The organism is Microbacterium sp. NPDC087591 (assembly GCF_044743625.1).
GTDB lineage: Bacteria > Actinomycetota > Actinomycetes > Actinomycetales > Microbacteriaceae > Microbacterium.
Genome location: NZ_JBIUWU010000003.1, coordinates 276,921 through 296,969 on the forward strand (window position 1 = coordinate 276,921; position 20,049 = coordinate 296,969).

17 protein-coding genes are annotated in these 20,049 nt (G+C 66.6%); 10 read left to right on the plus strand and 7 right to left on the minus strand.

Going from position 1 to position 20,049, the window contains the following annotated elements:
• Positions 1 to 27 precede the first annotated feature (27 nt).
• Genes nrdE through nrdH form a run of 3 tightly spaced genes read right to left on the minus strand, consistent with a single transcriptional unit; the run spans position 28 to position 2,861 of the window.
• Positions 28 to 2,172, minus strand: coding sequence for a class 1b ribonucleoside-diphosphate reductase subunit alpha (nrdE, locus tag ACIOVG_RS15800; protein WP_400876426.1), 2,145 nt, complete (start codon positions 2,170 to 2,172; stop codon positions 28 to 30).
• Positions 2,169 to 2,621 carry a class Ib ribonucleoside-diphosphate reductase assembly flavoprotein NrdI gene (nrdI, locus tag ACIOVG_RS15805; RefSeq protein WP_400875487.1) on the minus strand — a complete coding sequence of 151 codons (453 nt, stop codon included), beginning with the start codon at positions 2,619 to 2,621 and terminating at the stop codon, positions 2,169 to 2,171. Before nrdI ends, nrdE begins: the two co-directional genes overlap by 4 nt.
• A gap of 6 nt (positions 2,622 to 2,627) precedes the next feature.
• Entirely contained in the window at positions 2,628 to 2,861 is a 234-nt protein-coding gene (nrdH, locus tag ACIOVG_RS15810; RefSeq protein WP_046012882.1) for a glutaredoxin-like protein NrdH, read from the minus strand.
• 367 nt (positions 2,862 to 3,228) lie between these two features.
• Here nrdH and ACIOVG_RS15815 point away from each other — a divergent pair, with 367 nt between their 5' ends.
• The 6 genes from ACIOVG_RS15815 to ACIOVG_RS15840 all read left to right on the plus strand — a co-directional run bounded on the left by ACIOVG_RS15815 (position 3,229) and on the right by ACIOVG_RS15840 (position 9,401).
• Complete coding sequence (locus ACIOVG_RS15815; RefSeq protein ID WP_400875490.1) at positions 3,229 to 4,437, plus strand: MFS transporter; 1,209 nt, start codon at positions 3,229 to 3,231, stop codon at positions 4,435 to 4,437.
• Positions 4,434 to 5,345 carry a sugar kinase gene (locus tag ACIOVG_RS15820; protein WP_400875492.1) on the plus strand — a complete coding sequence of 304 codons (912 nt, stop codon included), beginning with the start codon at positions 4,434 to 4,436 and terminating at the stop codon, positions 5,343 to 5,345. The genes ACIOVG_RS15815 and ACIOVG_RS15820 overlap by 4 nt, the downstream gene beginning before the upstream one ends.
• A gap of 203 nt (positions 5,346 to 5,548) precedes the next feature.
• Complete coding sequence (locus ACIOVG_RS15825) at positions 5,549 to 6,307, plus strand: alpha/beta fold hydrolase (protein ID WP_400875495.1); 759 nt, start codon at positions 5,549 to 5,551, stop codon at positions 6,305 to 6,307.
• Complete coding sequence (locus ACIOVG_RS15830) at positions 6,304 to 7,464, plus strand: acyl-CoA dehydrogenase family protein (protein WP_400875498.1); 1,161 nt, start codon at positions 6,304 to 6,306, stop codon at positions 7,462 to 7,464. The genes ACIOVG_RS15825 and ACIOVG_RS15830 overlap by 4 nt, the downstream gene beginning before the upstream one ends.
• Before the next feature lie 87 nt (positions 7,465 to 7,551).
• On the plus strand, positions 7,552 to 8,019 hold the full coding sequence (locus tag ACIOVG_RS15835) for an Lrp/AsnC family transcriptional regulator (RefSeq protein ID WP_400875501.1): 468 nt from the start codon (positions 7,552 to 7,554) through the stop codon (positions 8,017 to 8,019).
• Positions 8,016 to 9,401, plus strand: a complete 1,386-nt coding sequence (locus ACIOVG_RS15840) for an aspartate aminotransferase family protein (protein ID WP_400875504.1) — start codon at positions 8,016 to 8,018, stop codon at positions 9,399 to 9,401. Before ACIOVG_RS15835 ends, ACIOVG_RS15840 begins: the two co-directional genes overlap by 4 nt.
• A 27-nt stretch (positions 9,402 to 9,428) precedes the next feature.
• Here the strand turns inward: ACIOVG_RS15840 and ACIOVG_RS15845 are convergent, their stop codons facing one another.
• Positions 9,429 to 10,433, minus strand: a complete 1,005-nt coding sequence (locus ACIOVG_RS15845) for a LacI family DNA-binding transcriptional regulator (RefSeq protein ID WP_400875507.1) — start codon at positions 10,431 to 10,433, stop codon at positions 9,429 to 9,431.
• Between the two features lie 115 nt (positions 10,434 to 10,548).
• Here ACIOVG_RS15845 and ACIOVG_RS15850 point away from each other — a divergent pair, with 115 nt between their 5' ends.
• From ACIOVG_RS15850 to ACIOVG_RS15865, 4 genes are read left to right on the plus strand one after another with little or no spacing between them, the layout of a single operon-like run.
• The gene (locus ACIOVG_RS15850) at positions 10,549 to 11,805 is read left to right on the plus strand and encodes an extracellular solute-binding protein (RefSeq protein ID WP_400875510.1); all 1,257 of its coding nucleotides are present in this window, start codon (positions 10,549 to 10,551) and stop codon (positions 11,803 to 11,805) included.
• Between the two features lie 2 nt (positions 11,806 to 11,807).
• Positions 11,808 to 12,929 carry a carbohydrate ABC transporter permease gene (locus ACIOVG_RS15855; protein WP_400875513.1) on the plus strand — a complete coding sequence of 374 codons (1,122 nt, stop codon included), beginning with the start codon at positions 11,808 to 11,810 and terminating at the stop codon, positions 12,927 to 12,929.
• Entirely contained in the window at positions 12,926 to 13,765 is an 840-nt protein-coding gene (locus ACIOVG_RS15860) for a carbohydrate ABC transporter permease (protein WP_400875516.1), read from the plus strand. Before ACIOVG_RS15855 ends, ACIOVG_RS15860 begins: the two co-directional genes overlap by 4 nt.
• The gene (locus ACIOVG_RS15865; protein WP_400875519.1) at positions 13,762 to 15,630 is read left to right on the plus strand and encodes a glycogen debranching N-terminal domain-containing protein; all 1,869 of its coding nucleotides are present in this window, start codon (positions 13,762 to 13,764) and stop codon (positions 15,628 to 15,630) included. Before ACIOVG_RS15860 ends, ACIOVG_RS15865 begins: the two co-directional genes overlap by 4 nt.
• A gap of 24 nt (positions 15,631 to 15,654) precedes the next feature.
• Here the strand turns inward: ACIOVG_RS15865 and ACIOVG_RS15870 are convergent, their stop codons facing one another.
• The 3 genes from ACIOVG_RS15870 to ACIOVG_RS15880 form a co-directional block, all read right to left on the minus strand.
• Positions 15,655 to 16,044 carry an HNH endonuclease gene (locus tag ACIOVG_RS15870; protein ID WP_400875522.1) on the minus strand — a complete coding sequence of 130 codons (390 nt, stop codon included), beginning with the start codon at positions 16,042 to 16,044 and terminating at the stop codon, positions 15,655 to 15,657.
• A 52-nt stretch (positions 16,045 to 16,096) separates the two neighbouring features.
• Positions 16,097 to 16,552 carry a nuclear transport factor 2 family protein gene (locus ACIOVG_RS15875; RefSeq protein WP_400875524.1) on the minus strand — a complete coding sequence of 152 codons (456 nt, stop codon included), beginning with the start codon at positions 16,550 to 16,552 and terminating at the stop codon, positions 16,097 to 16,099.
• 530 nt (positions 16,553 to 17,082) lie between these two features.
• Positions 17,083 to 19,863: a DUF4365 domain-containing protein gene (locus ACIOVG_RS15880; RefSeq protein ID WP_400875526.1), complete on the minus strand. Its 2,781-nt coding sequence runs from the start codon at positions 19,861 to 19,863 to the stop codon at positions 17,083 to 17,085.
• Between the last annotated feature and the right edge of the window lie 186 nt (positions 19,864 to 20,049).

Below are 20,049 nucleotides of genomic sequence, written 5' to 3' on the forward strand. Positions count from 1 at the left end.
TCGTCGTTTCTCGAGTCAGTGAGCAGGTCAGAGCATGCAGGAGACGCACTCGGTCATGTCGGTGCCCTCGAGCGCCATCTGACGCAGACGGATGTAGTAGATCGTCTTGATGCCCTTGCGCCATGCGTAGATCTGCGCCTTGTTGATGTCACGCGTGGTGGCGGTGTCCTTGAAGAACAGCGTCAGCGAGAGGCCCTGGTCCACGTGCTGCGTGGCCGCGGCGTAGGTGTCGATGACCTTCTCGTAGCCGATCTCGTACGCGTCCTGGTAGTACTCCAAGTTGTCGTTCGTCATGAACGCCGCCGGGTAGTAGACGCGACCGAGCTTGCCTTCCTTGCGGATCTCGATCTTCGATGCGATCGGGTGGATCGACGACGTGGAGTTGTTGATGTACGAGATCGAGCCGGTCGGCGGCACCGCCTGCAGGTTCTGGTTGTAGATGCCGTGCTCCTGGATGGACGCCTTGAGCGCGACCCAGTCCTCCTGCGTCGGGATGTGCTTGCCCGCGAAGAGCTCCTTGACCTTCTCGGTCGCCGGCACCCACGCCTGGTCGATGTACTTGTCGAAGAACTCCCCCGATGCGTAGGTCGAGTCCTCGAAGCCGTCGAACGCCTGCTTGCGCTCGATCGCCAGGTTGTTCGACGCACGCAGCGCGTGGAACAGCACCGTGTAGAAGTAGATGTTCGTGAAGTCGATGCCCTCTTCGGAGCCGTAGTACACGTGCTCGCGAGCCAGGTAGCCGTGCAGGTTCATCTGGCCGAGGCCGATCGCGTGGGAGCGGTCGTTGCCGTCCTCGATCGAGCGCACGGAACGGATGTGGCTCTGGTCGCTGACCGCGCTCAGAGCACGGATCGCCGTCTCGACCGTCTGACCGAGGTCATCGGCATCCATCGACAGCGCGATGTTCATCGAGCCGAGGTTGCACGAGATGTCCTTGCCGATCTGGTCGTACGACAGGTCGTCGTTGTACGTGGTCGGCGTGTTCACCTGCAGGATCTCGCTGCAGAGGTTGGACATGTTGATGCGCCCCTTGATCGGGTTGGCCTTGTTCACCGTGTCCTCGAACATGATGTACGGGTAGCCCGACTCGAACTGGATCTCGGCGATCGTCTGGAAGAACTCGCGCGCGTTGATCTTCGTCTTCTTGATGCGAGGGTCGTCGACCATCTCGCGGTACTTCTCGGTGACGGAGATGTCGCCGAAGGGCACCCCGTAGACCTTCTCGACGTCGTACGGCGAGAAGAGGTACATGTCCTCGCCGTTCTTGGCGAGCTCGAACGTGATGTCGGGCACGACGACACCGAGCGACAGCGTCTTGATGCGGATCTTCTCGTCGGCGTTCTCACGCTTGGTGTCGAGGAAGCGCATGATGTCGGGGTGGTGCGCGTTGAGGTACACCGCACCCGCACCCTGACGCGCACCGAGCTGGTTGGCGTAGCTGAAGCTGTCTTCGAGCAGCTTCATGACGGGGATGATGCCGGAGGACTGGTTCTCGATCTGCTTGATCGGCGCGCCGGCCTCGCGGATGTTCGAGAGCAGCAGTGCGACGCCACCGCCGCGCTTGGAGAGCTGGAGTGCAGAGTTGATGCCGCGGGCGATTGACTCCATGTTGTCTTCGATGCGCAGCAGGAAGCAGCTGACGAGCTCGCCACGCTGCGCCTTGCCCGCGTTGAGGAACGTCGGCGTGGCCGGCTGGAAACGGCCGGAGATGATCTCCTCGACCAGGGCGACCGCGAGCTTCTCGTCACCGTCGGCGAGGCCGAGGGCGGTCATCACGACACGGTCCTCGAAGCGCTCCAGGTAGCGCTTGCCGTCGAACGTCTTGAGCGTGTAGCTCGTGTAGTACTTGAAGGCGCCGAGGAAGGTCTCGAAGCGGAACTTCTTGCCGTAGGCGAGGTCGTTGAGCTTCTGGATGAAGTCCATCGAGTACTGCTCGATCACGGCGGGCTCGTAGTACTCCTTCTCGACCAGGTAGTCGAGACGCTCCTTGAGCGAGTGGAAGAACACGGTGTTCTGGTTGACGTGCTGGAGGAAGTACTCGCGCGCCGCCCGCTTGTCGGCGTCGAACTGGATCTTGCCGTCCGCGTCGTACAGGTTGAGCATCGCGTTGAGTGCGTGGTAGTCCAGGCCCTCGTAGTTGGGGTTGGCCTTGAACGCCACCGTCTCGGTCACTGCGTCCTGCTCGTCAACTGTGGTACCCACCGTCGCTCCAATCCGTCGCTCACGCGATCAACGTCGTCCTGTGTGCCGAAGATCTCGAGCCGATACAAGTGAGGCACGTGGCACTTGCGGCTGATGATGTCGCCGGCGAGACAGAAGGAATCGCCGAAGTTGGTATTGCCCGCGGAGATGACGCCGCGGATGTGTTGCCGGTTGCGCTCGTCGTTGAGGAACCGGATCACCTGCTTGGGCACGGCACCTCGTTCGACGCCTCGCCCTTCACCCCCGCCATAGGTGGGGGTGACCAGCACGAAGGGCTCGTCGATGACGAGTTCTTCCTCCTGCCGGCGGAGAGGGATGCGTCGGGCCGGAAGCCCGAGCTTCTCGACGAACCGCGCGGTGTTACCCGACGCGCTCGAGAAGTAGACCAGGAGCGGCGCGGCGGTCGCGACGGCGCTCATGGCGGGTCACGCCAGGCGCGTGGCGAGCTCGGCGATCTTGTCGGGACGGAAGCCCGACCAGTGGTCCTCGTCGGTCACGACGACGGGCGCCTGCATGTAGCCGAGCGCCTTGACCTGCTCCAGGGCCGTCGGGTCCTCCGACAGGTCGTGGATCTCGTACTCGATGCCCTTGGCATCCAGCGCACGGTAGGTGGCGTTGCACTGCACGCAGGACGGCTTGGTGTAGACCGTGATCGACATCTGAAACCCCTCAAATCTCTGGTTGCTCCGGCAGACCCCGCCGGGACTTCAATACTACATATAGGGACGGGCATTGCGGGCGACCACAAGGGGTAGTAGTTACATCCGTGTAGTTTTCCACCGCTCTCCCCTGGTACAACACAGGTTCTCCACCGTTTCTTCCACAGGCTGAGACCGGCCGGAAGGGCATCCGAACCGCGAGAAATCGCGGCTGGGAAGCGCCTGTGAGCGATCTGTCCACAGGGGCGACCGTACGCGGGGCTTCTGACATTCCGAGACCTGTGGAAACTGGCTCTCGGCGTGTCGTCGGCGTGTCGCATCCGCAGCCGCTTCGACGCTCTACTCCGGGTGCCGGTACCGTTGTGAGGTGGCGGGATATCGGGACCTTCTTCGCACGCCGGGAGTGGCGCGCATGATCGCGGCTCAGCTGACCGCGCGATTCCCCAACGGCATGTCCTCGCTCGCGATCCTGCTCCACGTCGAGCAGCAGACGGGGTCGTACGGTGCCGCCGGCCTCGTGCTCGCGGCGACCAGCGTCGGCCAGGCCGTCGCCGGTCCCATCACCAGCCGCTGGATGGGTGTGTGGGGCATGCGTCGCGTGATCACCCTCACCCTGACCGTGTGCGTCGTCGCCGTGCTGGCCCTCGCCCTGCTTCCGCTGAACCTGGCGGGGTACATGGCCCTGGGGATGGTGGCCGGCCTCTCCACTCCTCCGATCCAGGCAGCCGTGCGCACGATCTACCCGAAGCTCGTGAACTCCACGCAGCTCACCCCGCTCTTCTCGCTCGATGCCTCGCTGCAGGAGATCATCTGGATCCTGGCGCCGGTGGTCATCACGCTCGTGTCGACACAGATCGGCACCACCGAGGGCCTGCTGCTCGTCGCGATCATCCTGGTGGCCGGAGGCGCGTGGTTCATCCTGTCTCCCGAGGTCGGCCGCGTGCGTATCCCCCGCAGCCGCAACCCGCTGGGCAAGGTCGTCCTGAAACCGCCGGTCCTGCTCGCCACCGTCATCGGCTTCCTCCTGATCGGGGCGTGCGCGGCCGTGGAAGTCGGCGTCGTGGCGACGTTCGAGCACGGCAGCCTCGCCGCAGGCCTCGTGCTCGCGGTCTTCTCGGTCGGCAGTCTCGCCGGGGGGCTGGCCTTCGGCCACATCCCCATCGGGCCATGGGCCATGGCGCGGCGTCTGCTGATCGTCACGATCGGTCTCGGCCTGACGATGGTGATGCTCAATGTGTTCTGGCTCGGCGGCACGCTGATCCTCGCCGGCATCGGCATCGCGCCGGCTCTCGCCGTGCTCTTCGCGATCACCTCGGCGAGCGTGAAGTTCAGCGAGACCGCTGAGGCGTTCGGCTGGGCCGGCACCGGCCAGCTCATCGGCGCCGCTGCCGGGTCAGCGGTGGCCGGCTTCCTCGTCGATGTCAGCGACTGGCGCGGCGCGTACTTCGCGGCGACGCTGTTCGCCGCGGTCGGCCTGGTCGTCTCGATCGTGTTCGTCCGTTCCTTCCCCGATCTGCGTCACCGCGACGCGAGTCCCCATCCCGACACCGAACCCCTGGCGGTCACCCCCTCATGAGCTCCCTTCCTCCCCTGACGTCCGCTCCCGAGATCGTCTGCGTCGGCGAGACCATGGCGCTGATCACGCCGACGGATGCGGGGCTCGCCGCAGCAGGGCACGCGACGATCGGGCTCGCCGGGGCGGAGTCGAACGTGTCGGCGGGAGTCGCCGCCACCGGCCACCGCGTCGCCTGGGCATCGCGCCTGGGCGCCGACCCGCTCGGCGACCGCATCTGCTCCGAGCTCGCGCGGCGCGGAGTGGAGCTGTGGGTAGAACGCGCAGCGGATGCGCCCACCGGCGTCATGTTCAAGGATCCGGGCATCGAGTCCTCCGCGGTCTACTACTACCGCCGCGGATCGGCGGCCGCACACATGGAACCGGGCTTCCTGACGGCCGAGCGCCTGGACGGCGTGCGGATCGTGCACACCACAGGCATCACGCCCGCGCTCTCGCCCTCGTGCCGGGAGATGGTCGACCGACTCTTCGCCGACGCCCGCAGCGCCGGCGCGCTCGTGTCGTTCGACGTGAACGACCGGCGTCCGCTCTGGAGCCGCGAGGACGCGGCCGAGACCCTCGCCCGTCTCGCGGATGCCGCCGACATCACCTTCGTCGGCCGCGACGAGGCCGAGCGCATCTGGGGCACCGTCACTCCGGCCGAGATCCGCGCCTTCCTCCCCCGGTGCCCGCTGCTGATCGTCAAGGACGGCGATGTCGGAGCGACCGCCTTCGAGGGCGACGCCGAACCGGTGTTCGTGCCGGCTCCCGTGGTGGACGTCGTCGAGCCGGTCGGGGCGGGCGACGCGTTCGCCTCCGGCTTCCTCGCCGCAACCCTCGACGGCGCCCCGCTCGCCGCGCGCCTGTCGGCCGGGCACGCCGCCGCCGAGCGCGTGCTGACGATCGCCGCCGACCTCCCGCCGCTCCACTGATCGCGGACCCCCGCGCCTGGTCGGGAGGTCGCAACTGGTCGCTTCAGAGCATCCGAGGCGACCATTCGCGACCCCTGACCGGGATGCGGTGGCGCACTCTGCCGGAATACGGCCCTTATAAGGACCATTCGCGCCCTCCGCAGCACCCCGATCCGCGCGCGTGCGCCGGGGCCTGTCCGACCGGCCGGTCGTAGGCTGGGAGCATGCCCGCACCGCTCCTGCTGCCCCGCATCGCCTGGGGCTCCCCCTCGGCCCCGCGCCGCGCCCTGCTCGTGCACGGTCTCGGCTCCTCCGCCGCCCTGATGTGGCGCCTCGGCGATGCTCTGGCCGAGGCCGAATGGCACGCGACGGCCGTCGATCTGCGTGGTCACGGTGACGCGCCCCGGTCGCTCGACTACTCGCTCGCGGCGTACGGGGCCGACCTCGTGGCGACCCGCCCGTCAGACGGCGGCAGCTGGGACGCGGTCATCGGTCACTCGCTCGGGGGCGCGGCGAGCACGGTCGCCGCGGCATCCGACTCCGCCTGGACGCGCCGCCTCGTGCTCATCGATCCGGCCATCCACGTCGACGGGCGTGACGCCGGGATCGTGCGCCGGAGCCAGGAGCGGGCGTTCGCCGACACTCGACTCGAGGTGGTGCAGGAGGAGCATCCGCACTGGCACCCGCAGGACCAGGAGCTGAAGGTCGATGCCGTGCTCCGGGCGAGCGCCTGGGCGGTGGAGCAGACCAGCGCGCAGAATCAGCCCTGGGACGTGCGGGCCGAAGCCGCAGCCCTCTCGATCCCCACACATGTGCTCGGCGCCGACCCCGCCGTCTACAGCATCTTCACCGGCGACCTCGCGGCGGAGGTGCTGTCGGCCAATCCGCTCATCACCATGTCGATCGTCGCCGGCGCCGGGCACTCCCTGCATCGCGACAAGCCGGAGGAATCCGTGCGACAGCTCCTGGAGGCCCTGAAGTGAGCGCTTTCGACCCGACCGCCTTCCTCTCCGACGAGCTGCTGGAGCGGATCCGCGAGCGTGCTCCTCTGCATGACCGCGAGAACACGTTCCCGCAGCAGGACCTCGACGAGCTGCGCGAGGCGGGGTACCTGTCGATCCTCGTGCCGACCGCGCGCGGCGGTGCCGGTCTGAGCCTCGCCGAGGCTGCCCTGCTGCAGCAGCGACTCGCGACGGCCGCCCCGGCCACGGCTCTGGCCATCAACATGCACCTGGTGTGGACAGGCGTCGCGAAGGTTTTCTCCGACCGCGGTGTGCCGGGACTGGAGTTCGTGCAGGACGGCGCGGTCGCCGGCGAGGTCTTCGCCTTCGGCATCAGCGAGGGCGGCAACGACCTCGTGCTGTTCGGCAGCGACACGGATGCCTCGCCTCTGCCCGACGGCGGCTACTCGTTCACCGGTACCAAGATCTTCACGTCGCTGGCTCCGGTGTGGACCCGACTCGGCCTGCACGGGCTCGACACCACGAGTGCGGATGCCCCGAAGCTCGTGTTCGCGTTCGTCGAGCGCACCGATGCGGTCACCACCTCCGAGGACTGGGACACGCTCGGCATGCGCGCGACCCAGAGCCGCACCACCCGTCTGAACGGCGCGACGGCGGATGCCGCGCACGTCGTCCGCCGCATCGATCCCGGCCCGAACCCCGATCCGATCGTGTTCGGGATCTTCAGCGTGTTCGAGATCCTGCTGGCCTCCGTCTACACCGGCATCGCCCGGCGCGCGCTGGATCTCGCCGTGCAGACCGCGCACACCCGCCGCTCGAAGAAGTCCGGCACGACCTACAGCCAGGACCCCGACATCCGCTGGCGCATCGCTGACATGGCCCTCGCCTACGACGCCCTGCCCCCGCAGATCGCCGCACTCGCGCGTGACGTCGACGAGCGCGTCGACAATGGCGCGCGGTGGTTCAGTCTGCTCGCAGGCGTCAAGCACCGCGCGGTCACGATGTCCAAGCACGTCGTCGACCAGGCGATGCTGGTCGCCGGAGGCGGCTCGTACTTCTCCTCGAACGAGCTCTCGCGGCTCTACCGTGATGTGCTGGCGGGCGCGTTCCACCCTTCTGACCCCGAATCCGCGCACGCGACGGCGGCGAGCGCATGGCTGGGACCGCTCGAATCCTGATCTGTTTTCTGCTGTTTTCCACAGGCTCGGGCAACCGAAAGCGCGAAATCGGTTGCTGAACGTCGTTGCGAGTGCGAAGATCGCACCATGAGCCCGACGAGAAAGCACCCCGCGCTGGATGAGGTCTCGAAGACGATCATCGAACTCCTGCAAGAAGACGGACGCCGCTCCTACTCCGACATCGGACGGGTCGTCGGCCTGAGCGAGGCGGCGGTGCGCCAGCGCGTGCAGCGGCTCACCGAGTCCGGCATCATGCAGATCGTCGCCGTGACCGACCCCATGCAGCTCGGCTTCCACCGCCAGGCCATGATCGGCATCCGCGTCTCCGGCGACGCACGGCGGGTGGCCGAGTCCGTCGCCGCGATCGAGGCGATCGACTACGTCGTCATCACCGTGGGCGCCTTCGACGTGCTCGCAGAGGTCGTCTGCGAGGACGACGAAGACCTGCTTTCGCTGATCAACGACGTCATCCGCCCCATCGACGGGGTCCTTTCGACCGAGACCTTCATCTACGCCAAGCTGCAGAAGCAGCTCTACAACTGGGGGACCAGATGAGCACCACACGCAACGAAGCCGAACTCCAGGCGATGGCCAAAGACCACCTCTGGATGCACTTCACCCGGCAGTCCACGATGGAGAAGTCGGGCGTGCCGATCATCGTCAAGGGCGACGGGCACCACATCTGGGACTCGAAGGGCAAGCAGTACTTCGACGGTCTCGCCGGACTCTTCGTGGTCAACGCCGGACACGGTCGCCGCCGTCTCGCCGAGGCCGCCGCGAAGCAGGCATCGGAGCTGGCGTTCTTCCCGCTGTGGTCGTACGCGCATCCCGCCGCGATCGAGCTCGCCGATCGCCTCGCCGACGAGGCACCGGGCGACCTGAACCGCGTCTTCTTCTCCACCGGAGGCGGCGAGGCCGTCGAGACTGCCTTCAAGCTCGCCAAGCACTACTGGAAGCTGATGGGCAAGCCCACCAAGCACAAGGTGATCTCGCGCTCGGTGGCCTATCACGGCACCCCGCAGGGCGCCCTCGCCATCACCGGCATCCCGGCGATGAAGTCGATGTTCGAGCCGGTCACCCCCGGTGGGTTCCGCGTGCCGAACACCAACTTCTACCGCGCGGCGGAGATGGGCGGTCCGGCCGACGACCTCGAGGCCTTCGGCCGCTGGGCGGCGGATCGCATCGAGGAGATGATTCTCTTCGAAGGCGCCGACACGGTCGCCGCGGTGTTCCTCGAGCCGGTGCAGAACTCCGGCGGCTGTTTCCCGCCCCCTCCCGGCTACTTCGCCCGCGTGCGCGAGATCTGCGACCGCCACGATGTGCTGCTGGTGTCCGACGAGGTCATCTGCGCGTTCGGCCGCCTCGGGCACACGTTCGCGTGCACGGGCCTCGGCTACGTGCCCGACATGATCACCTGCGCGAAGGGCATGACGAGCGGCTACTCGCCGATCGGCGCCACCATCGTCAGCGACCGCATCTACGAGCCCTTCTCGAAGGGCGACATGTCGTTCCCGCACGGGTACACGTTCGGCGGCCACCCGGTCTCGGCGGCGGTCGCGCTCGAGAACCTCGCGATCTTCGACGAGGAGGGTCTGAACCAGCGCGTGCGCGAGAACTCCCCGCTGTTCCGCGCCGAGCTCGAGAAGCTGCTCGACATCCCGATCGTCGGTGACGTGCGCGGTGACGGCTACTTCTTCGGCATCGAGCTGGTCAAGGATAAATCCACCAAGGAGACGTTCGACGACGCCGAGTCCGAGCGGCTGCTGCGCGGCTTCCTCTCCCCCGCCCTGTTCGAAGCCGGCCTGTACTGCCGCGCGGATGACAGGGGCGACCCCGTGATCCAGCTCGCTCCGCCGCTCACGATCGGTCAGCCGGAGTTCCGGGAGATCGAGCAGATCCTGCGCGACGTGCTCACCCGGGCCCAGTCCGTGCTCTGAGCCGAGACGCCCGCAGCATCGCTCTGCTCAGCGGATCACGAGCTCGGGTGCGATGAGGGCATGCGCAGATCCGGACTCCAGACTGCGCGGTGTGACGATCTCGCCGGTCGGCCCGAGGAGGAGCTCGAGGATCGCCGACGCGACGTCCTCCGGCCGCTGCTCCACACTGGAGAATCCGAGCGCCTCCGCGGTGGGAGTGTTGTCGAAGCCGATCACCGGTAGCGGGAGACCCGCAGCAGTGACCGCGAGCAGCGCACCGACGGCGAGGGAGTCACTCGCGCACACGAGAGCATCCGGTGCGTCATCGGCAGCCAGCAACGCCTCGACGCTCGCGCGCGCGAACGGCACACCTTCCTCGGCGACGAGGCGAGCACCCGGCGCACCCACAGCGGACATCGCCTCGCGCCAGCCTCGTTCGCGGTCGTCACCGGTTCCGGAACCGGGTGGCCACCCCAGGAAGGCGACTCGCCGCCCACGGGTGAGGGCGTACTCGGTCGCTGCGCGCGTACCGGCGGCGCCGTCGACGTCGACCCACAGGTGGCGGGGGTCCGCGATGTCATCCTCCCCCCACGGCCGACCGAAGGAGATGAACGGCAGCCCGAGCTCATCGAGGCCGCGCACACGTGGGTCGTCGCGCTCGGTCGCGGTGAGGATCGCCGCATCGATCTCCGAGCCGTCCCAGAGTTCGCCGAGACGCGCGAGCTCTTCCTCCGGAGTTCGTGCCGCGTAGACGAGCATCCGCATGCCCCGGTCGCTCGCGCGTTCGGTGATCGCATGCACGAACCGGTCGAGTACGACGCCGGAGACACCGCCGAGATACGAGTGCAGCCGGATCCCGATCGTGGAACTGCGTCGCAGCCGCAGCCGGCGCGCGGCCGCATGCCGGCGGTAGCCGAGCGCGTCGATCGCGGTGAGCACGCGCTCCCGCGTCGCAGGGCGGACGATGTCCGGGGTGTTCAGCACGTTCGACACAGTCTGTCTCGAGACACCGGCGCGCGCGGCGACGTCTTCGACCGTCGGTGCTTTGGCCATGCGGCTCCGCCTCCACTTCCTGCGGGGTTTGACACTTCCGCGCTACGCCGTTTAGTGTAAGCCACGCGAGATTTGATCGATCAAATCCCACGTGACTCATCAAGGGAGAGAGACCATGACCCGGCCAACCACACGCGCACTTGTCGGCACCGGAGCGGTGCTGCTGACCAGCGCCCTCGTCCTCACCGGTTGCGGAGGATCCGGTTTCTCCGGCGACGACGCCGGCAAAACGGATGCCGAGGGCCTCACCTCGTCCGACGACGCACTCACGCTGCTGATCGGCTCCTCAGGGGACGCCGAAACGGCCGCGGTCCAGTCCGCGGTCGACGCGTGGTCGAAGGAATCGGGCGTGAAGGTCTCCCTGCAGGTGGCCAGCAACCTCGACCAGGAGCTGTCCCAGGGCTTCGCCGCGGGCGAGCCCGCCGACCTCTTCTATCTGTCGACAGACCGGCTGGCCGGCTACGCATCCAACGGATCCCTCGCGGCCTACGGCGACCAGCTCGAGAACAAGGATGACTTCTACCCCTCGCTCGTCGAGAACTTCACTGTCGATGGCACGTTCTACTGCGCGCCCAAGGACTTCTCCACACTCGCGCTCGTGATCAACACGCAGATGTGGACAGAAGCCGGGCTCACGGATGCCGACATTCCCGAAAGCTGGGACGACCTCGCCGCCGTCGCGAAGAAGCTGACCACGGCCGACCACGTCGGTCTCGCGTTCGGCGCCGAGTACCAGCGGCTCGGCGTCTTCATGGCGCAGGCGGGCGGGGGTCTCGTGCGCGACGGCAAGGCGATCGCCGATGACGACGCGAACGTGCAGGCGCTCGACTACGTCAAGACCCACCTCGCAGACGGCACGTTCGCGTTCGCGAAGGACATCGGCGCCGGCTGGGGCGGCGAGGCGTTCGGCAAGCAGTCCGCTGCCATGGTGATCGAGGGCAACTGGATCACGGGCGCGATGTCGAATGACTACAGCGGTGTCGACTACACCGTCGCGGAGCTCCCGGCGGGCCCCGCCGGACAGGGCACCCTGCAGTTCACGAACTGCTGGGGAATGGCCGCCGACAGCCCGAACCAGCAGGCGGCTCTCGAACTGGTGGAGTACCTGACCAGCACCGACAGCCAGCTCGCGTTCTCGAAGGCCTTCGGCCCGATGCCGTCCATCGCCTCGGCAGCCGACGCCTGGGCCACCGACAACGCCACGCTCGTTCCGTTCCTCGCCGGCGCCGACTACGCCCAGTTCCCGCCGAACCAGGACGGCGCGGCCGATGTGATCGCCGACTTCAACTCGCAGCTCGAGTCCCTGAAGTCGACGGACCCGGCGCAGATCCTCGACTCGGTGCAGTCGAACCTCGAAGCGGTCGTCGAGTAGTCATGGCGACACAGGTCGCATCTCGTCGCGGCGGGGCCTCCGGGTTTCGCCGCGGCGGGGCGTCAGGTCTCCGCCGCGGCGAGGCCGCCGCAGGATGGCTCTTCACAGCACCGGTGATCGCGATCCTCGGCGTCTTTCTGCTGGTGCCGGTTCTCATGGCGCTGTGGGTGAGTGTCTCCGACTGGTCGGGTCGCGGGAGCCCCCTCTCCGCCGACGTATCGTTCGTCGGCAGCGACAACTACGCCGCCGTTCTCGCCGACGGCGGGCTCGCGACGCGGGACTTCGGGACGGCGCTGCGGAACAACGCCTGGTATGTGGTGCTGGTCGTCCCGTTGCAGACAGCGCTCGCGCTCTTCCTCGCAGTGCTGGTCAACCGTGCGATGCTGCGCGGCCGCGGATTCTTCCGCACCGCCTACTACTTCCCCTCCGTGACGAGTTCGGTCGCGATCACGGTGCTGTGGATGTTCCTCTTCTCCGCCAGCGGTGCGGTGAACGACGTGCTCTCCTGGTTCGGAGTCACCGGTCCGAACTGGTTCAACGACCCTCGGGGCATCCTGCACCTCGTGCTGGGCGCCGTCGGTGTGGAGAACGGCCCCGGCGCGCTCACCCAGGCCGGCGCGCTCGGCGTCTCCTGGTGGGACTGGCTGGCCGGGCCCTCGATCGCGATGAGCGCCTACATCCTGATGGCCGTGTTCACGACGTCCGGCACTTTCATGCTGCTGTTCCTCGCCGGGCTTCAGAACATCGGCGCCGACGTCGATGAAGCCGCGATGATGGACGGGGCAAACGGATGGCAGCGCTTCTGGCGCATCACGCTGCCGCAGCTGCGCCCGACGCTGTTCACGGTGCTGACGCTCGGACTCATCGGCACCTGGCAGGTGTTCGACCAGATCTACGCCGGAACCCAGGGCGCGCCGAGCAAGACGACCCTGACGCCCGCATTCCTGTCCTACCAGACCGCGTTCACGAAGCAGGAGTGGGGACAGGGTGCCGCGATCGCGTTCATCCTGTTCGTCATCATCGTGGTCTTCACACTCATCCAGCGTTGGGCGCTGCGCGACCGCCCGGTGTCCCGGCGTCGTCTGCGCGCCTACGAGATCACGCGGAAGGGAGGGGCGTCATGAAGCTCTCCCCCAAACAGCTCACCTGGCAGATCGTGCTCTACGGGGTCCTGATCGTGCTCGCGATCATCTACATCTACCCGTTCCTCATGCAGGTCGCGACGAGCTTCAAGACCGACGAAGACGCGGCGAGCTCCGGTATCTCGCTCATCCCCGACGTATGGACCTTCGCCGCCTACGAGCGTCTCTTCGCGAACTCGACCTTCCCTTCGTGGTTCGTGAACAGCGCAGTCGTGACCCTCTTCGTCACGATCGGGCGCGTGTTCTTCAACTCGCTCGCGGGGTACGCGCTTGCGCGGTTGCGATTCCGCGGTCGCGGCTTCGTGTTCGCCGCTCTCGTCGCCGTGATGGCCGTGCCTTCGGTCGTGCTGCTGATCCCGAAGTTCCTCGTGATCAATCAGCTCGGGATGTTCAACTCCTACGCGGGCATGATCCTCCCCCTTCTCGTGGACGCCGCAGGAGTGTTCATCATGAAGAACTTCTTCGAATCGATCCCCGAGTCGGTCGAGGAGCAGGCCAGGATCGACGGCGCGAGCACGTTCCGCATCTTCTGGTCCGTGGTGCTTCCGATGGCGACTCCCGCGCTCGTCACGATCATCATCCTGTCCTTCCAGGGATCGTGGAACGAGCTCAGCCACTTCATCGTCTCGACGAACGACCCTGCCCTCACCACTCTCACCAAGGGCGTCGCGTCCCTCGCGAGCGGACAGCTCAGCCAGGGGACCCAGTACCCGATCAAGCTGGCTGCGGCGCTCATCATGACGATTCCCGTCGCCGTGATGTTCTTCATCTTCCAACGCCGCATCATGAACACCACAGAAGGAGCCGTCAAGGAATGACCCCCACCCCGCCCCTCCAGCCGTTGCTGGACGACGCCGTGATCGCGCTCGAGGCACCCACTCAGGTCTGGTCGGATGCCGCCGGCCGCATGGGGATCGCACCGATCCATGGGATCTATCACGGCGACGTCCGGCACGTCCGCAGCGTCGAGCTCTCCGTCGACGGCACCGAGCTGGAGTCGATCTCGTGCTCCTCCCCGGATCCGAGGCTCGTGGCGTTCACCGATGTCCTCCGCGGCATCGACGACGGCTCAGCCGATCCCAAAGTGCGCATGGACCGCGAGCGCCGCGTGACGGCGGGCTCGTTCGCTGAGACCATCCGGATCGCCTCGCATCTGGACGCACCGGTCTCGGTCGGGGTCACCGTGCGCCTGCAGCCCGACTTCACCCCGATGCAGCAGGTGAAGGCCGGCGAGACCGCCCAGACGCCATGGACGTGGGACGACGGCGTGTGCCGCGGGGGCGACGCCTCGTTCGTGGTCTCGGCGACGGCCGCCCGCGTCATCCGCGATGGGGATGTACTCGTGCTGCGCTGGGAGGCGACCGTTCCCCGCCGAGGGAGCGTGGAGCTCCATTGGGAGCTGGTGATGGATGACCCGACCCTGGTTGTAGCCGCGGCTCCGCCGACCGCTGACTTGAGCCACGAGCCGGTTCCCGCCGACCCTCGTGCCACCCGGTGGCTGGCTCAGGCCTCCGCCGACCTCGATGCACTCCGGTTGGTGCTTCCTACCCATCCGGACGACGCGTTCTACGCTGCCGGTGCTCCCTGGTTCTTCACGCTGTTCGGGCGTGACTCCCTGTGGGCCGCGCGCCTCGCCCTCCGCACCGATCCGACGATGGCGGCATCGACGCTGCGCGTGCTCGCCCGCCTGCAGGGCACCACGACGGACCCGTCGACCGCCGAGGCACCGGGGAAGATCGCGCACGAGCTGCGAAACGGTGCGTTGTCGCTTCCGAACGAGGGCGTGCACCTGCCTCCGCTGTACTACGGCACCGTGGATGCGACTCCGCTCTGGGTGTGCCTGCTGGCCGATGCGAGGGATGCTGGGATGGCGGAGCAGGAGGTTCGCGACCTCCTCCCCTCGCTGCGGGCCGCGCTCGCGTGGATGACCGAGCACGGCGCCGCCTCCGGCAGCGGTTTCATCGACTACGTCGACGAGACAGGACACGGTCTGGCGAACCAGGGCTGGAAGGACTCCGGCGACTCGATCCAGTGGCGCGACGGACGCCTGGCCGAGGGGCCGATCGCTCTCAGCGAGGTGCAGGCGTACGCCTATGAGGCCGCGAGGCGCGGCGCCGAGCTGCTCGATGCCCTCGGCGAGCCGGGTGCGGCTGAGCTGCGCGAATGGGCCGCGGACCTGCGCCGGCGATTCCGAGACGCCTACTGGGTGACCACCCCGGAGGGCCGCTACCCCGCGATCGCACTCGACGCCCACGGCGCCCCCGTCGACTCCCTCACCAGCAACATCGGCCATCTGCTCGGTACCGGGCTGCTCGACCCGGACGAGGAGCAGGCGTGCGCAGAGCTGCTCGTCGGTCCGTCACTGTCGAGCGGCTACGGCATCCGCACGATGTCCACCGGCGCTGCGGGATACTGGCCGCTGAGCTATCACGGCGGCAGCGTCTGGGTTCACGACACCGCGATCGCCCTGCACGGGATGCTGCGCTCCGGTCTCGATGACCACGCCGAGAAGGTCGCGCTGCAGCTGTTGGACTCCGCCGAGGGGTTCGACTACCGGGTCCCGGAACTCCAGTCCGGGGACACGCGTGTCCCGGGTGGTCGTCCTGTCCCGTACCCCGCAGCCTGTCGCCCCCAGGCGTGGTCCGCGGCGGCAGCTGTGGTCTGCGCGCAGGCCCTGCGCTGATCAACGCGACGGTCGCATAGTGCTCTACAGTCCCTCGTCCTCCTCCGCGGGGACGAGGGACTTCAGGATCGTCGCCTGGCGGACGAGGAACGCCCGTTCGTCGAACTTCTTGCGACGCAGCCACGAGGTGACCTCGCTGTTGTTCTTGCTCGCGTTGCATGAGGCACACGCCGGCACCACGTTCTCCAGCGTGTACCGTCCGCCGCGGGAGACGGGCATGATGCAATCGCGCTGCAGGGCCGGCGCCGGGTTCTGACAGTAGGCGCAACCCTCCCACGCGTCCATCAGTGCCTGCCACTGATCGGGCGTGAGGTCGTTCTCCACCCGGGACAGTCGATTCTGCCTGCGCCGCGCATAGCGCGTGCGGGCGGCAGGCGTGCGCGCGGACGCGGGGACCTTGCGACGGGCGGGCATGGGCTCACGGTACCGCGGCGGGCGGGGGATGTCGCGGCGCGAATCGCTCGGCTCAGCCCATGATCGGTGCCGCAGCAGCCTCGGCGTTGCCCGCATCCGCGACTTTGCGCAACGCGCGCTCGAGAACCTGGAGGTCCTCGACCGTCTCCACGGCGGTGACCTTGCCCCATGTGATGGTCATGAACTGGAAGACCGTGTTCTCGTAGAGCTCACCGTCAGGCAGAGGACCGCTGACCACGGAGCGCACGGCCACACGCGTCTTCCACGGCCCTCCGTTGACCAGAATCTCTCGCACGTCGAACGCGGCACCGGGAAGCACGCTCAGCGTCCGTTCCCACCACCGATTCATCGCGTCCTTCGTGACGCGCCGCCCTCCGAGCGCGTGCTCGCCGTGGAATATGTACTCGAACTCGCCGCTGAGCCCGTCGACCATCGCGGCATAATTGCCCGAATTGATCTGTTCGAAAGTGCGTCGCACCTTGCGCCGCACGATCATCGCGTAGACCATTCCTGGTCCCTTCTCTCGCGGGAGAGTCTGATCCGAAAGCGGAGAAGGCTTCTCCGTTCTCTTGCACAGTATCTTGACCTATCACCCCACGTCCGCAACAAGAAAGAAGCCCCCGGCGTGAGCCGGGGGCTTCTCTGTTCTGTGGTCATCCTGGGAACTTATTCCAAACAAGAGGGGCGCGGAAAATCAACGATCTCGCTCATGCGGGAGGCCGCCGGATGTCGACGCGATCATGTCAGAGGCGAGACACCTACGAGGACTAGAAACGCGGTTCGCACGCGCGTGAAGACGTTGACCCCCGGCGAGATCGATCAGCTCGTGAAGGCGTACTGCGCGGGCGACTCGACATACGTCCTGTCCCGGCGCTTCGCGATCCACCGCACCACTGTGAGTGCCCACCTCGAGCGGCGCGGCATACTTCGACGCGGACGCAAGAGATCGGAGCTAGACGTGGCATGAGAACGGTGTCCGCGACCTCACGTCTGCGTTGCCCACGCCGACAGCCAACTTGACTTCGCGATCCGCCACGGTCATGAGTCGCTTGTATGAAGCGCATGTGCGAGTTTCCGAACGCGTACGGACGCGTGTTGCTGTAGAGCGAGCTTGAGTCGCCGCAAGTTGTCATGAAGGGGCTCGGTGCCTCCGAGTCCCACCACGATGGCGTGCGCAACGGAGGTGTCCTTCTCGACGAGTCGGACGAGGAGATTGACGATGGCGGGCTTTGGCTCCGGACTGTTCCGCAGGAGCCTCGCCATCCCTGCTGCGGCGTTCGACGCTACCTCCGGGTCCGGGTCTTTCAGGAGTGCCGCGAGGGGCAACTCGGCATCATCAGAGCTTGCGAGATACCAGGAGACATCTCGCCGCTGCTCCAGGGAGCCGGCAAGCAAGGATGCCGTGAGCGCAAACCGATCTGGATCGCTCTTGTCCAGGAGCGAGGCGTAAAGGCAATCGATCGCGCCTCCGACATCTTTGATGAGTGTGGGCGCAGGCGATGTTTCCTCGTTGACTTGGTTCCGTGCTGAGCGCGCCGCGTCGAGTAAGGCTGGCCGAACGGCAGCAGGTATCGCGTCGGAATTGCGGGCGAGAGTCAGCGCGGCCTGGCGTTTGCGGCGGCCTTCGATGGAGAGGTCGGCAATGAACTCGATGAGAGAGCTCCATCCCTCGAGATCCGGGAAATTGATGCAGAGCTTGGCGAGGTTGCCAGCGTCGTCGCGTTCCTGGGCGATCAGCCCCGCCGGGATGGGATGCTCGCGCTCGGCATCGACAGCATTCGCGAGCGCGGTGGTGACAGCGGCAGCCTCGTCAGCGTCAAGTTCGCCCAGATTTCCGCGAATCGCGGAAAGCCCGTCGAGATCGCCGTCGAGGAGCTTCTGTCGGACCTGAGCTCGTTCATCCGCTTGGTTGGCGCCAATTGCGCTCCGCAGTGATGACTGCAGCCACTGGGGCACTTCGTCAAGGGCCCGAGCAAGACGGGCACGATAGTCGTCGACCAGCTGGGCATCCGTAAGAAGGCGAGCTAGCGATGGAGCGGAGACCTCGCTGTGTTCGTGAGACAGCACGTAGTCGATGAAGCGGCACCACTGTTCTTCCTGAAGGAAGTCTCGTAGTCCTGCCAGGGACTCAAGAAGCGCGGGAACCACGAGATATCGTGCTGCCACCCGGTCACTAAAGGGTTGTGGATCCTCGAGTGCGTCCAGCAGGAAGTCGACGAGCTCGTGAGCGTGCTCGGGATCGGCGTAGATACCGGCGTGCTGGAGCAGTCGCAGATCTGCGCGGCTTGTGGTTCGTGTCATCGTCGTTGGCGTCACATGGCTGACGAGTTCACGTAGTTGGCTCAGCGGCTCCCGCCGTGCGACCTCGTGGATCGCGAGTCTGAGAGCTTTTTCGTCGCCGACGCTGCGTAGCGTCTCCAGCGAGTCAACGGTCCGCGGGGCATCTCCTGCAGGGATGCTGAGATCCACTTGCGCCCTCAGTGATGCGACGTTCTTGGCCTGGGCGAAGGAGCCAGCCAGCCGAGCTTGAACAGTCGCAGAATGCAGTGCGTTGTGCGAGGCGTACTCATTCCCAAAGGTGACCGACTGATCGTGGCTCCATGCGCGGAAGTGTTGCTTGACCGCAGCCTCAAGGCCGCCGGATGTCGTCTGCGCGCGCCACCACGACGACGGATTGTCCATGACCGATACGACTGGTCCGAGATCGGTCGGGATCATCTCGGCGGTGTCGAACATCGCCCACGCGGCCGCCGCACGCACAGGCGAGGCTGTCACATCGGCACCAACCGGAGCGAGCTGAGCAAATCCGAGCTGAGCGAGACGCCGCGCTTCTTCGACGTCGCCTTGCTCCATTGCAAGGTGCGCCCGATGCACGCTAATCCAGGCTTGCTCGATCGATTCCTCGGTTTCAAGAGCGAGACGTTCAAGGCGCTCTGCCGCTTCCGCGAGCCTGTCGAAGTCCTCTAGGGCGACGGCCGTCGCAACGGCGTGCGCAATCTGAGCCTGACGCGATTCACTCGTGGAATCCAGGCTCTCAAGTGGTGCGGCGTCGGCTTCATAGATCCAGCTGTAGACGGCGGCGGCGAATCGCCATCCCCAGTCTTCGGACTGGGAGGCTTCACCGACGGTCGGCACCGTGGAATGACGTGCCGCGTTCTGTTCCCAGCGTTCGGCACCTGAGGATAGGCACAGCGCGACAGCTTGTGGCCACGACAAGGGCTCCTTGGATCCTCTGTTCGGGTGAGGCGCCACGAGGTGCGCCGCGAGGAGCGCGAAACGCGCGTGAGCGGCGGGAGGAACGGAGTCCATATCGAACGACCACCGCGCGCCCTCCAGGATGACCCTTTTCAGCGCCTGAGTGGTTGCATCCTCCCAGTGAGAGCGGAATCGCTCTTCGAGCGGCTGATCCTCCGGAACAAGGATCTTGAAGCCCTTCTTGGTGGGTTCGATCGTCTCGCGATTAGCAAAGACCCAGTACCGCCTGTTGAGGTCGGCGTTCTGAATGAGCAAGATGTGCGGGAGCGGATGATTGCTCCAGTAGTTGGCGTGCCTCTGGTCCTTCTCGCTGTAGATCCACCCAGGCTTCCCTGCGATCTTCGACCGCTTCTTGAACCAGGAGTCGCCTGTCTTTACCTGGACGCCGAACATGAGAGACATGTCGGCGAGCGTCTTGTCTCGGACCTGAACGAGCAGGTCAGTGCCGAGGTCGTGATCGCCGCTCGTCTCGATAACACCCCAGCCGAGGCTCTCGAAGAAGAGCTTCGCGGCCGTCTGGCCGCGAGCGCCAAGCTGCCGTGCCTTAGGCTGCCGCATCTTCATGTGGGTGCCTGCCTTTCCGCTCAGACGCTAACGCTGCCATGCCTCCGGCCGTGAACTCCTCAGGAAGCACGCGGCTGACGCCGGCAGGTCGAATCCCCGACGCCCATAGTCCCGCGGCACCGTAGCCTTCCAATTCTCTCATGGACAATGCACGGGGCATCTTCCGGGCTGCTCGGTGGTGCGCAG